At 44.9% G+C, this 13,663-nt stretch carries 13 protein-coding genes; 4 read left to right on the forward strand and 9 right to left on the reverse strand.

Annotation, left to right across the window (positions count from 1 at the left end):
* Positions 1–51 precede the first annotated feature (51 nt).
* The 3 genes from CXF86_RS20890 to CXF86_RS20900 all read left to right on the forward strand — a co-directional run bounded on the left by CXF86_RS20890 (position 52) and on the right by CXF86_RS20900 (position 3,373).
* Positions 52–519 (forward strand): hypothetical protein, encoded by a 468-nt coding sequence (locus CXF86_RS20890; protein ID WP_102039939.1) that lies wholly within the window; start codon positions 52–54, stop codon positions 517–519.
* 344 nt (positions 520–863) lie between these two features.
* Positions 864–2,219 (forward strand): glutathione-disulfide reductase, encoded by a 1,356-nt coding sequence (gene gorA / locus CXF86_RS20895; protein WP_101090065.1) that lies wholly within the window; start codon positions 864–866, stop codon positions 2,217–2,219.
* 221 nt (positions 2,220–2,440) lie between these two features.
* Complete coding sequence (locus tag CXF86_RS20900; RefSeq protein ID WP_101090066.1) at positions 2,441–3,373, forward strand: YeiH family protein; 933 nt, start codon at positions 2,441–2,443, stop codon at positions 3,371–3,373.
* A gap of 17 nt (positions 3,374–3,390) precedes the next feature.
* Here the strand turns inward: CXF86_RS20900 and CXF86_RS22890 are convergent, their stop codons facing one another.
* The 9 genes from CXF86_RS22890 to CXF86_RS20940 all read right to left on the reverse strand — a co-directional run bounded on the left by CXF86_RS22890 (position 3,391) and on the right by CXF86_RS20940 (position 11,723).
* The gene (locus CXF86_RS22890) at positions 3,391–3,540 is read right to left on the reverse strand and encodes a hypothetical protein (protein ID WP_180961128.1); all 150 of its coding nucleotides are present in this window, start codon (positions 3,538–3,540) and stop codon (positions 3,391–3,393) included.
* Positions 3,541–3,657: 117 nt separating this feature from the next.
* Positions 3,658–4,374, reverse strand: a complete 717-nt coding sequence (locus tag CXF86_RS20905) for a DJ-1/PfpI family protein (protein WP_232775014.1) — start codon at positions 4,372–4,374, stop codon at positions 3,658–3,660.
* Positions 4,375–4,556: 182 nt separating this feature from the next.
* Complete coding sequence (locus CXF86_RS20910; protein WP_102039940.1) at positions 4,557–5,753, reverse strand: HD-GYP domain-containing protein; 1,197 nt, start codon at positions 5,751–5,753, stop codon at positions 4,557–4,559.
* A gap of 259 nt (positions 5,754–6,012) precedes the next feature.
* Positions 6,013–6,237 (reverse strand): hypothetical protein, encoded by a 225-nt coding sequence (locus CXF86_RS20915; protein WP_101090068.1) that lies wholly within the window; start codon positions 6,235–6,237, stop codon positions 6,013–6,015.
* A gap of 8 nt (positions 6,238–6,245) precedes the next feature.
* The gene (locus tag CXF86_RS20920; protein ID WP_101090069.1) at positions 6,246–7,001 is read right to left on the reverse strand and encodes a DNA-binding protein; all 756 of its coding nucleotides are present in this window, start codon (positions 6,999–7,001) and stop codon (positions 6,246–6,248) included.
* Positions 7,002–7,041: 40 nt separating this feature from the next.
* On the reverse strand, positions 7,042–7,587 hold the full coding sequence (locus CXF86_RS20925; RefSeq protein ID WP_102039941.1) for a core component of ECF transporter: 546 nt from the start codon (positions 7,585–7,587) through the stop codon (positions 7,042–7,044).
* The gene (locus tag CXF86_RS20930) at positions 7,584–8,270 is read right to left on the reverse strand and encodes an energy-coupling factor transporter transmembrane component T (protein ID WP_102039942.1); all 687 of its coding nucleotides are present in this window, start codon (positions 8,268–8,270) and stop codon (positions 7,584–7,586) included. The genes CXF86_RS20925 and CXF86_RS20930 overlap by 4 nt, the downstream gene beginning before the upstream one ends.
* The gene (locus CXF86_RS20935) at positions 8,260–9,633 is read right to left on the reverse strand and encodes an ATP-binding cassette domain-containing protein (RefSeq protein ID WP_102039943.1); all 1,374 of its coding nucleotides are present in this window, start codon (positions 9,631–9,633) and stop codon (positions 8,260–8,262) included. The genes CXF86_RS20930 and CXF86_RS20935 overlap by 11 nt, the downstream gene beginning before the upstream one ends.
* Positions 9,634–9,650: 17 nt before the next feature.
* Positions 9,651–11,723, reverse strand: coding sequence for a TonB-dependent receptor plug domain-containing protein (locus CXF86_RS20940; protein WP_102039944.1), 2,073 nt, complete (start codon positions 11,721–11,723; stop codon positions 9,651–9,653).
* 430 nt (positions 11,724–12,153) lie between these two features.
* Between CXF86_RS20940 and CXF86_RS20945 the strand changes: the two genes are divergently transcribed.
* Entirely contained in the window at positions 12,154–13,512 is a 1,359-nt protein-coding gene (locus CXF86_RS20945; protein ID WP_102039945.1) for an isochorismate synthase, read from the forward strand.
* The last annotated feature ends 151 nt before the right edge of the window (positions 13,513–13,663 follow it).

Raw genomic sequence — 13,663 nt, forward strand, 5'->3', positions numbered from 1 at the left:
AATGACCACTTTCAAAGGATTGAAAATGGTGTCTAACTCAGAGGACAAGGAATGTTACTCAGCCCCTATCGACACATCGCCTGTGCACTAATCCTTATCAGCCCTTGCAGTCTTGCAAATGACTCACCGTCGCTGCCTTTAGGCACGGTACTGGACGATAAAGGTCAGCCATTGTTGATCCCCACACAGCCTAAAACCGCACTGAGCTACACGCCGGTTAAGCAAAAAAAAACAACTCGCGTGGGTCAACCATCAAAACCAAAATCGAAAGCTAAACTCAAGAAGGTTAGCCGCAAGCAACAATTGGCAAGCCGTAAAAAGGTGGCTAATGACGCCGGTTGTCGCTGGCTGAATAGCCGCATGACTTTACTAGAGAAAAACGTAAGCCTTGGTATCAATCATCGCAACATGCACCTCCAGCATGAACTGAATGCTAGGCAAGATGAATGGGAATGCCTTAAGTGTGGCATAGAAGGGCCAAATCAAAGTGATCATCATAGCTGCCAATATCGGCGCTAACAGAGATAAATATTGTTGTAATATCCTGCTCCAAAACTAGGTCTTATCATCAGGTTTAAGCTGCTAAAGTGGCTTTGTCACATCATGTTGAACTGACGACAACGCATTGAAATAGTGCTGACGCGTCCCAATATCAATGACTAAGTTCAAAGCGGATGCTTAAAATATTTGATCTGGTTCAAATAAATTTTTCAATCTACAATGGTGCAATATCGATGCACCCCCATAAATACTAGGCACACTATCGTCTTTTTAACTCGAAGTGCGTCATAGTCGTATACACAGGAACAAAAGCCTCTGCCCTATTTTGCTTTTGTCAGTAAGTAACTTTTTTGGAGATACACATGGCTCAACATTTTGATTATATCTGTCTTGGCGCTGGTAGCGGCGGTATTGCTTCAGGTAATCGTGCAGCAATGCGCGGCGCAAAAGTATTGGTAATTGAAGCAAAACACGTTGGCGGCACTTGCGTAAATGTGGGCTGTGTACCTAAAAAAGTCATGTGGTATGGTGCTCATATCGCTGAATCTATGCATTTATTCGCTAAAGATTATGGTTTTGACGTAACCGTTAATAACTTTAACTGGAGCACATTAGTTGATAACCGTGAAGCTTATATTGGTCGAATCCATGATGCTTACGGACGTGGTTTTGCGAGTAATAACGTCACACTGCTAAATGGTTACGGTAAGTTCGTTAATGCTAATACTATTGAAGTTGATGGTGAGCACTACACAGCCGATCATATCCTTATCGCTACAGGCGGTGCACCAACGATTCCAACTATCCCAGGTGCTGAATACGGCATTGACTCAGACGGGTTCTTTGCGCTGCGTGAACAACCAAAGCGTGTTGCAGTTGTTGGCGCTGGTTATATTGCCGTTGAGCTCGCAGGCGTATTACATGCATTAGGCAGCGAAACTCACTTATTAGTTCGCAAACATGCTCCTCTTCGTAACTTCGATCCCATTTTGACTGACACCCTAGTTGAAGCGATGAAAATCAATGGACCGACATTACACACCCACAGCATTCCAAAAGCCGTGGTTAAAAATACTGATAGCAGCCTGACACTAGAGCTTGAAAATGGCGAAAGCATTACCGTAGACAGTTTAATCTGGGCCATTGGTCGCTCACCTTCTACTGGCAACATCGGCCTTGAAAATACCGATGTTAAGCTTAATAAAAAAGGCTATGTGGTCACTGACGAACAGCAAAATACCACAGCAAAAGGTATTTACTGCGTTGGCGACATAATGGAAGGTGGCGTAGAGCTTACCCCTGTCGCAGTAAAAGCAGGCCGTTTATTATCAGAGCGCCTATTTGGCAACATGCCAAATGCCAAAATGGATTACAGTGTTATTCCAACAGTGGTATTCAGTCATCCACCCATTGGCACTATGGGGCTTACTGAGCCTGAAGCGGATGATAAATTTGGTAAAGATAACGTTAAAGTATATACCTCTGGCTTTACCTCAATGTATACCGCTATTACGGCACACCGCGAAGCCTGCAAAATGAAGTTGATTTGTGCCGGCGAAGATGAAGTGGTAGTGGGTATCCATGGCATTGGTTTTGGTATGGATGAAATCCTTCAAGGCTTTGGTGTGGCAATGAAGATGGGCGCAACTAAAGCAGACTTTGATTCTGTTGTTGCGATTCATCCAACAGGGTCTGAAGAGTTCGTCACCATGCGCTAAGCTATTGAATTAAAGTGCAATTACTGGCTACCCATTCCGTTACCAGAGCCTGTAAAAAAACAATCCGAAGTTGACAACAGCTTCGGATTTTTTATGTCCCCAACACACTTACATTCAACGTTGCTAAACTGACAATAAGCAGTATTTAATTTATCAAAATCAAAATAAGCGTTATACTCGGCGGCTAAATTGCAACCGACACCTAACGTAAGTTCTGTTTAATGACCATTTTGAACCAGCCTCGAACACAACTCACCCTGTTTACCCTAGCTGGCTTACTTTGTTTGCTGCCGATGATCTCCTCTCCTGTTGCACTTATTCTAGGCTTTACCCTTGCTAGCATTGGCTGGGCGCCTGAGCAACTCATTCTCGCTAAATTGACCAAAAAACTATTAGCATTTTCAATTGTCGGCCTCGGCTTTGGCATTCAGCTCGACACTGCCATTTCGGTCAGTTTAGACAACCTTCCCTTAATTGTAGGGTCGATTATTTTCACCTTAGTTTTAGGTGTTGTACTCACTCGGCTGCTTAAATTTGATAGAAAGACAGGCTATTTGATCGCCTCAGGCACGGCAATTTGTGGTGGTAGTGCGATAGCCGCAGTTGCACCCGCCATTAAAGCAAGCAACGAACAGGCGGCGATTGCGCTGGCTACCGTGTTTATTCTTAACTCTGTTGCGCTATTTTTATTTCCTGCCATTGGCCATGCATTATCGATGACGCAACATGAGTTTGGCGTATGGAGTGCAATAGCGATACACGATACATCTTCAGTGGTTGGGGCGGCATCCGCCTATGGTAATGAAGCACTCACGACGGCGACAACCATTAAGCTTGCTAGGGCTTTATGGATCGTTCCTATCGCATTACTGAGTGCCATGTTCTTTAGTGGCGATAAGAAAAAAATTACCATTCCCTACTTTATTGGTTTTTACTGTTTAACCATCTCAATTGCTTATTGGATCCCCCAGGGAGAGGCTTTTTATGAGGTCGCGTTTGAGGCGTCGAAACGCTTATTGGTGGTGTGCTTATTTTTAATTGGTGCAGGGATTACAATCAAGAAGATGAAAGCCACAGGCCCGAAACCACTGGTGCTGGGTTCACTGCTATGGCTGGCGATTGGTACGAGTTCGTTAGGATATATTCTCTATTGAAGCGAGTGCCGATTATATTAGTTTGGCATACTATTTTGGTTGCGAAATACAATCCAAAGTAGACCACTAAAAGCACCGAGATCAATAAGTGCCCGCGTCAACCCTGACGTCATGAGTGAAGCACTGATTAATAGCAGACAACACAGTAAGATTAACCCTTTATTCATGCGAACTCCCCCAATTTGCGTTCTGAACCAATCGCAATTATTGAGGACGTTCGCAATTCCTGCCAATATCCTTTATTACTATTTAATAGCTTTTTCAGCTAAGGCTATATCATTTATTTATAAAGTAACGGCGTAAGGATCATTCTTACTGTCATCAACCCAATGGTACTCGGTTAGCGTTTCAATACGTCTAGCCTCTGCTTCACCATGTAATTGCTTTACCCAATACAGAGCGGCATCAGTACCTGCGGAGACGCCTGACGAGGTTAAAAACTTCCCGTCATCGACCCAACGCGCCTGAGACTGCCAATGCACTTTAGCGCCCAATGAGGTCACCCACTTAAAGGCCATTTTGTTAGTGGTCGCCTTAACGCCATCTAAACTTGATGTTTTTGCCAACAATGCCGAACCCGTACAAACCGAAAATACTTTTTTACTGTTGGCAAGCTGCGCCGTGAGCCATTGGATCATACGCTCGTCGTCAACTAATTTTCGCGTACCTAGTCCGCCAGGGATTAATAACAAGTCACATTCATAAGTGCTATCTATTAAAGCATCAGCCACCACCCTTGGCCCTTGATAACTTCTAACCAACTCAGTCGGCCCCACCAGCTTTATCTCTACATTTGGCATATGGCCAAGCATTTCGATGGGGCCATGTAGGTCTAGTGTTTCATAATCGTCAAATACTAAAGCTAATACGCGATAACGTTTTTTTTGAAATAGCCTTGTTGTCGTGCCTGCTGCCGCTGGAAAAGCGAATAAACTCGACGCAACGACCACCGAACTCATCTTTAGAAATTGTCTACGTTTAAGCATCTGTTCATCATCCACTGCTATCCATTCTTTTGGTTAGAATGCCGGCTTATGACTTAATTCAATGATAGTTAGGTAAAGAGTGGCTTAAATAACAAATAGCAGAGGTAGATCAAAAAAGCCGAAAGCTAAGTAAAGCTCTGGTCACAAAAAAGCGCCATGAATGGCGCTTTTTTAGCTCTTTAAAAATGAGTCATCGTTTAATAGAAAGGCGTTGGATCTATCTCTAAGCTACTTGGCGAGATCCCTTTCTCAATATTGAGATCGGATTTAAGCAAATCAACCATCGTCACCCCAGTGTAGTGCTTATGTTTATTCGAATAAAAACACTTCACTATCGGGTGCAGTGCATCGCGGTTTTTAGCTTCCCATACAATACCGACTCGGCCATCAGATAACTCCACTAATGAGCCTACAGGGTAAACACCAACACAACGAATAAAATCGTATACCAGAGCTTGATCTAAATGGAATGGCGTTAAACTCAGTAGAATTTTAAACGCAGCAGCCGGACTCATCGCCTCTTTATAGCAGCGAGCTGCGGTTAACGCATCAAAGATATCGACGATACAGCTCATACGGCCATGAATCGGGATCTCATCGCCCTTTAACCCGCGCGGATAACCCTTACCATCGAGTTTTTCGTGGTGCATCAAGCTGATGTCTTTACTCACCTGCGAAAGGCCAGCAGTGTTATCCATGATCTCGACCGCAAACGTTTGATGTAATTTGACGTGCTCAAACTCTTCGGCGGTTAACTTACCAGGCTTGTTGAGAACAGCGCTATCGACTTTGATTTTACCGATATCATGCAAAATGCCACCCACCGCCAATTTACGTAGCATGTCAGTATCAAATTTCAGATAACGACCAAACGTTACCAGCAAAAATGCCACATTGATAGAATGTTCTAACAGGTAAGCGTCTTTTGAGCGAAGGGCTGATACGCATTTTAAAGCATCGGCATCGAGCAATACCGATTCAATCATATTATCGGCCAGCACTTCAAAAGGCCCAACCTCTACCGCTTTGCCCTCAAAGGTTTCAGACAGCACTTTTTGGATAAGATCTTTTGCCTCAACCATTAACTCTTTTGCTTTCTTTTGATTGGTAACTCGGTCTTTTATGACCCTTTTAGCCACAGGTTTGACCACGGAAGTCGACTTTAAATTTGGCCGATTCAAACCACAATCAACTGACGAACGCTCAGCATTAACCCACACATGGGTAATGCCGCTGCGCAGCAATTTGGTAATCGCTTCTTTGCTGCGGATTTGACCTGCGTTAGCAATACTCACGTGTCCTTTGGCGCTGTCGATAGACTCAACAAACATACCTACGCCTAATTTTGCGACAGGTACTTTAATTAGATTTTTTGATTCAATTGAATCACCCATTATCTCTTCGTCCCCGGATGACAAAATGTTCAAAGCACTCGAGTGTAAAAGCGCTTCCTCTACTGACTGTTGGCTGAATGTTGCTGAAGTTACATTCAGCTTCTAATTATTATTTTGGGTAGAGGCGCACATTCTATTCTGAGTGCTAACAAAGCACCACAGTTAAAGCCAACTAAAACACTCGGGTAATACGGGGGGAAGTCAAAAATAGCTATTAATTAGTCAGATACGCTATATACCAAACTAAAATTAGTACATATCACTCCTTAACAGCATAATCTTTTTTATAACAATCGAACCCATTTGGACGCCAGCGACGATAAAGGCAGTTGTAGCACGAACGTAAATGGTCATCGATCTGCTCATCTTCATCGTCTTCCAAAAACAGACTACATTGTTGTGCAGCCTCACGGGAGGCTAAATATGCTTCACTATCAAAGTTAAATCGCCACACGCCATCAATATAGGTAAACCACTTATCCATACTCGCCTCTAATATGCTTTAAGAGTTTGTTTAGATGCATTCACCCAACCATTCTCATGCTGGCTAACGAGCAAGGCAAACATATGCTGGCGATAAACGGCTTTAACCTTGCCATTCAGTAATACACGCTCATCAATGGCTAAGATATCGCCATTGTCACTTAATACCGCTTGCAGCGAACTCATTGATAAAATATCTGCAACACTGAACTCGGACGCCACTCCAGCAGCATAATTACCAAGATCTAGTTGCCCTTTTACTCGTCCATCTTGACCACTTAAGCGCAAGCCTAATCCCGCTAATGCCCCTATAACGCCCTGACCTGTCCCACCATGTTCCGTTAAATCGATGCCTAGCTCAGCTGCTAGTTCATACGCTTGTTGTTTAGTTTTAACCGCCACTTTCGCTGACTGACCAAAAGCAATCAGAGCGTTGATGTCATACATTGAGGTCATATCCAAAATCGCCAGACCCGGATCTGCCGCCGCGGCTGATTCACTCAATAAATGGGTTACACATATTTGTTTAATTGTTTCAACACTAAGGTGGGTTTCAACGCGAAAGCACATAGCACTGTTGTGTGATGTGTAGGGGATATCTGGATGCACAAATAATTGATGTCGAGTCACCCAGCATTTGTCACTGCTTGCCTTTGTTTGCAAATGCGCTTGTGCCAACAGGTTTGCGATCTCTTCCGCTATCTCTCCCGTACCTTTGGTTGCTATATCGTCTGTATCATCGATGCAGATTAGCCAACTTTTCATTTATGCTCCTAAGCTGTAATCATGTTTAAATGGCGGTTTGTTACTTGTATTGTTTGTGGTGATCTTGCAATAAGTCATGCGATTGCAAGCGCCGAAGTACCGTGGGAACGATGAGTGCGGCGCCAATGGCGAACACCCCGCCTTGTAGAAAATTAAGTGCAAACTTGGTTAACGCAATCTGGTGTGTCATGCCTGCCAGCATATTCTCAACCCAGCCTTTGCTTGCCCAAGCAAGACACCCGATTAACGCCACTATCACGCATTGCCAGCGCAGTTTAAACACGCCTGCAATCATCAATAATGTAAGATCCATTGCCACCGCGGGCAGGCCAAACTTAAGTAAAATGAGTGGGCCGCCTTTGCCAATACTGAGCATCATGGCAACGATGCCAGCCAGTAATCCGCAAGCGGTGATACAACCGACTCTGCCGACAGCGCCATAACAAAGTAGGTAAAAAAAGGTCATCAAAAACATCGAGTGACCACTTAGCCCTAACTTGAGTCGTAACATGCTTTTTAAGACCACCAATAAGGTGGCGCAAAATCCGATAAACAGCGCGTCTTCTAATTCGAAATGCGATTTCATTCTGAGTCTCTTGTTGATGGCCAATGGGTGCCTTTAGCAGCGTTGCCAAAATGGCGCAGCTTTGCCGAGATTGCCATCTGCTTGGAAAGTTTTAATAACTGGATCAGCAGCGGCAGTAGCACGCAATAAATAAACTCCGGCCAGTTCTTAGGATTACGCAGCGCTTTAGGGGTGATCCTTGCACCACGCATACATTGGATCTGATAGATCTCTTTTAGCTCTCGTGACATAAAAGGCAATAAGCTGAGTGACGCTGCAACGACAAATGCCCATTGGTGTGGTAAACCCCAACTTAAAACTTCTCCAAGCCGCTCAGGAGGTTGAGTGCTTGAAAGCCACCAGCCGGGTAACATTGCCAATAACACCCGCAGCACTACAACAGCGCCTTCAAGTAACTGGCTCTCTCCATGAAACAAGTAGTAAAGTCCCATAGTCGTGACCAACTGCACTGCCGCTATTCGCAGTAACCCGCTGATCTTTTTCTTAAGCAGCAGTCCATGAACGACCAAGCCCCCATTAAGGGCCACCAATATCCACAGTGCACTGCTTGGCAGCAGAAATGCTGAGGTCGAAAGTAATAAGCTCAACAGTAATGCCAGTGCACAATAGTGGGTTTCGTTCAGCCGCCCCAAAAAGCGACGGCGCCTACCCATCGCTAACCTTCTTAGGGGGTTAACCCGCATAGGACTGCTCCATCGAATCCGACCTGTCTAACAAAAAACCTGACTCGATGTGCCAGACTCTATCCACATCATCCAATGACATTTCTCGATGACTCGACAATAAGATGGCACAGCCCTGTTGTCGCAATTGCAGCAACAGTTGCCACACTTTCTCGCAATGTACGTTATCAAGCCCTGCAAAAGGATCATCAAGCAGCAACACTTTAGGCGTTAAACATGCAAGCGAAGCTAGGGCAATGATATGTTGTTGTCCGTAGCTCAGTTTATGGGGCGATGCCGCAGCTAAACCCATTAAAGAGAGCTGCGCTAACATCTGTTCAGCACGAGTAAGTGGAAGCTTGAATCGACGTAAACTAAATTGCATTTCGGTCAACACCGTCTGTTCAAACAGCTGTCGATTCGGTCTTTGTAACAGCAAGGATAGGTTAGGCCCGTATATGCCCAGCTGAGGGCGCTTGCCAAGTACCGAGAACGGCAGTTGACCGATATCCGCTTGGATCCCTGCAAGCGCTTTTAATAAGCTACTTTTACCGCTGCCGTTATCCCCCACCAATGCCACGATTTCGCCCGCAGCAAGGCTTAACGTATTAGCGCAACGGAACAAGGTTTCGCGGCCAGTAAATTGAAAACGATGCGGTGAAATACGCACTCTTTCTTCTGCGCTGTTCTCACTTGTCGTCACTTTTGCTGCTGTCGCATTGAGTTTGTGTTCGCGCGGCACCGACGGTAAATATAAACCCGCCACCAATTTACCCTGTTCTAACTGCCATAGATGGGAAACTAGCGAGCCAAAAGCTTGGGCATGATGTTCTACCATCACAATGGCTACCCCCTCACTCAATAGATTTTTAAGCACAAAATACAGCTCTTGCACCCCATGGTTATCTAACTGGGTCCAAGGTTCGTCAAGTAACAGTAAGTTTGGCTCAAATACTAACTGCGCGGCCAACATCAAACGGTATTTTTGCCCCAGGGACAACACATCGACAGGCGTGTCGATACTGACATATAGCCCCACGCGCCTGAGTGCTTGTTGTACTTTATCTAACATTTTTACCGATGGCGTGCCGAGATTCTCAAGCGCAAAGGCGATTTCCGCACCAACACTCTGGCGTAACACCTGCACATTAGGGTCTTGCATCACTAACCCCACCATTAGCGCTGGGTGTCGAATCATCTCTCCTTCAAAGGGTCTCGATAACTCACCTGCAATGAGATGCAGTAAGCTAGACTTACCGCAACCCGTTGCGCCACTGATACAATGGCATTCTCCGTGATTTACTGACAAATGAAGATCATCCAAGATCGCCACTTGGTGAGTGTCATAGCCAAAATGGATCCCTTTCAGCTCGATTAAATTCATCTATTTGCTCCCGTTACCTAGATCTGCCAATTAATGCCGATAAACACTTGGCGACCGGCCTGCGGTAAAGATTCACTTTGGTAGTAGTTCTCGTCGAGTAGATTGGTGGCTCTTAGGTAAAGCTCCAGTTTGTCATCAAGCAAAGGCTGAACAAGGTTGATATCAACCAAGGTGTAATCACCTAGAGACTGCTCAACCAAGATTTTCTGACCAGCCACTTTTTGTTGTGAGTAGTAGATTTGGTCCATGATCCGCTCGGCATTAAGATTTATCCGCATCGCAAAAGGCAATTGGTATTGCGCTTGGAAACGCAGCTTGTGCCGCGGTCGATACTCCAGAGTCTGCATCGAAGCAACTGCCGATTTGTCTTCTGTATCTAAAAAGCTATAAGCAAAAGTGATAGAGAGATCATCAACGCTATTATTCTTTAGCTCCAGATCGACCCCTTTAAAGTTATAATCGCCCATGTTTTGATAAACACTGCTTAAATCTTTGGCAATATAGTCTTCAGTATCGGTGTAAAAGCCTGCAATATTGAGCTCTGTTGAGTACCCAAGATCTTGCAGTAGCCCCAACTCTAGGTGCTTTGACACTTCGGCTTCGAGATCGGCATTACCTGATGATTGTGCATACAGGTTGCGCATAGACGGGAAGCGTACTTTGCGGGCGATACCCATATTGATACGAGTATGCTCTAGCGCCTGCCAATAGCCTGATAATTGTCCTGAAAAATCTGTTTCAACTTCTGAGACACGGTCTTGGTCGTGAAATGCACCGCCCAATGTGACGCCGTAATTATCACCTTGGTATTGATACTCTAGCGCTGTGGTGTATAGCCAAGCTTCATCATCGAAATTATCACTACCGCCACCGCTCCCGCCTCCATTTCCTCCGCCGTTACCACCGCCTCCATTTCCACCGCCGTTACCGCCGCCATTGCCACCGCCACCACCATTTCCGCCACTCCTTGTGGCTTTATCCGTTTTGCTACTCTTGATCGCACTCGATTCCCAGCTCTGCTTCTCAGCAATGAATGCTGTGGTTAAAATACCCGCTTCATCAAAATTCGAAATAAACTGCAGATTAGCCCCTTGGACTGTAGATCGGCCATCTTGCTGAGCTTTGACTGCTTGATAGCTATCATCTTTGTATTGGGTTTCTAATACGTCACTCTGATTGTGATAAGCAAAGCCACGCAATGTAAACATTGAATTGAATTTATGTGCTAGACCTAGTTGGAATGTCTTAGCTTGGTAGTCATCAACTCTTTCGAATTTTACACTGCCAGTGCCGGTACCATCTCGACTGGGCTTACCCCACTCACCTTGACGAAAACTCATATTCGCCATGAACTGGGTATTATCATTGAGCAAATAGCTCGCTTGAGCATAAAGATTATCTAAGGTTTTATCGGCATTCTCACGTAAATCACCTTGCTGATACTCGGTATCGTCATAATCACTCGACATAGACCAACCATCAGTTTGCTGTCGACTGTAGTTGATTAGTCCTTGCCAGTTGTCACCGCTGCCTGCAGCGCTGATGTCACCGTTGAACGTGTTGTCTTGGGCCGCTTCTAAGCGTCCTGATAAACGAGGAGCATCTCCACCTTGTTTGGTAATGATATTAATCACACCGCCCGCGCCACCAGGGCCATAAAGTACTGATGTTGGCCCAACAGACACCTCTACAGAGCTAATCTGACTTGCTGGAATTAAACTAGGATCAAACTGACCATCTTCAGCGCCATTGGCTGGCACACCATTAATCAGGTAGATAACATGCCGTGCTTTAAAGCCGCGCACATCAACACGAGGAGTGCCCTGTCCGCCAACGCGAACATATAACCCTGGTACATTTTTTAGCAACTGATCTAAACTCTGAGCGCCAGTTGCCTTGATGTCATCTTCATTAAGACTCCAATGAGTTGTTGCCGATTCTGTTACCGCTGCTTTCTCTCCATGAACCACAATCACTTCGGTCACATTCAGAATAGGGTCCCGTTCCATCTCATCTGCTTGCACTTGGTAGCTAAAGCTCAGTGCCAGCGCAATAGAAGATAGTTTTAGGGCTTTATTTTTGTTTCTCATTGGTTTTCATTATCCTAACGACATTAATGGCAGCCATTGTCAGAAAGAGAGCCTGCGTGCACAAGTAACAGATAGGGGAATAACAACCTAGATCGACTAATTTGAACAAATAGAAGAGAAGACTAATACCACCTGTGACATTTTGACCACACATAATGATAGGGCAGACAAAAAGGCGCAGTGAATCCCATAAAAGGAACAAACTAGGATCTCTAACACACCACCCAAGATAAATGCGGAGTGCAAAACTAAAGCATGATGATTAAATAGTCAGTGATAGCTCACAGCAGTAGAGCAACCGACTTGACACTCTTCCCACTGGATATTACTTTGTGTAAAGATTCTTATTACCAATTTGAAACTGGGTTAATTAATAAGTAGAGGTCAGCACCTCTAAACAACCCACACGAAATGCTATTTGGAGTATTTATTGGCCGCCCCTTTGCTGTCTCATGCTATTAAGTCTTTAACAGACAAGCTTTCATCTTTTATTCTTCAACCACACAGCGACCCCATTATTCAGCTGTCGGTGACGATTTCGGCGATCCCTGTTATTGCTTGGCTCGCAGCGCAATCGACTTATCCTAGAGTCTATTGGAAAGGGCGTGACACCGAAGAGGAAGTCGCCGCCATTGGCTGCTGTAAAGATTTCTTTTTTGGTGATGATGTTGATGACCTGGAAATGTCAGCGGAATACCAAAAGCAACGCGCCCTCACCAATAATCAAGACATACGTTATTATGGTGGCGTTGCTTTTGATCGCAAAAATGAGAGCTGGCCAGAATTTGGCAAGGCACGTTTCATCTTGCCACGCATTGAATTACGCCGCAGCGGAAATGAATATAAGCTACTGATTAACCTTAGTTTTACCGATAGCAGCCTCGAAGAAGAGATTGCGATTGCACTGCGAGCGATTGCAGCGCTTGATAACCCAAAACCGCTAACACCCCCCAATAAAGTGGCGTTAATGAGTCGCAGCGATAAACCTGATCGCTATCGCTGGAATGAGCTCGTTAATCAGGTTACTCATCCAAAATTTATTAAAGACACTCCAAAAGTCGTGCTATCTCGTCAAACTCAACTTGAGATTAATGAATCAGTCGACCCTTGGATGCTACTTGCCTGCTGGCAGGGAAGAAATCCAAATAGTTTTCAATTTGGTTTTCAATTTACCCCTGAAAGTGCTTTTATTTCTTGTACACCTGAACGTCTATATCGACGCAGACAACGAGAGCTGTTTACCGAAGCGCTTGCTGGCACAACGGTGAGAGGGATCAATCAAGAGCAGGACAAGGCACTGGCACAGGAGTTGTTGGACGATACCAAGAACAGTCATGAGAACCAGTTGGTTAGACAGCAAATTGTAGATGTACTCAGTCCACTAAGCCATTACGTTGGCGCAGAAGAGTTTCCAACCATATTTAAGCTAAGCCATATCCAGCATCTACACCGCTCAATTAGAGCTGAGTTAAAAGCGGGAGTTAATGACTTTCAACTGATCCAAGCGCTACACCCCACCCCTGCTGTTGGTGGCCTCCCTAAAGAACCGGCAATGAACTTTATTCGCCAACAAGAAGGCTATGCTAGAGGCTGGTATGCTGGCGCGTGTGGTTACTTCAATAAGCATGAAAGTGAGTTTGCCGTCGCCATTCGCAGTGCACTTATCGAACCAGGGCGTATTAACCTATTTGCGGGTGCAGGTATTGTTTCAGGATCTGAGCCGGATAAAGAGTGGACTGAGCTTGAAAACAAGTTAGCCACTATTCTGTCAATATTGACCGAGTTATAACACCACAGCCAAACCAAAAGTAGTGACTGAACAACGAATGTGGCAGGAAATTAGCCGCCACATTACTTTTCTGCTTGCTCTGTAAAAATTCTGCTCTATAATTTGCCGCCCCATATTATGGGTTCGCACTATTTTTACTAACCAAAAATTG

Source organism: Shewanella sp. GutCb (genome assembly GCF_002836135.1).
Lineage (GTDB): Bacteria > Pseudomonadota > Gammaproteobacteria > Enterobacterales > Shewanellaceae > Shewanella.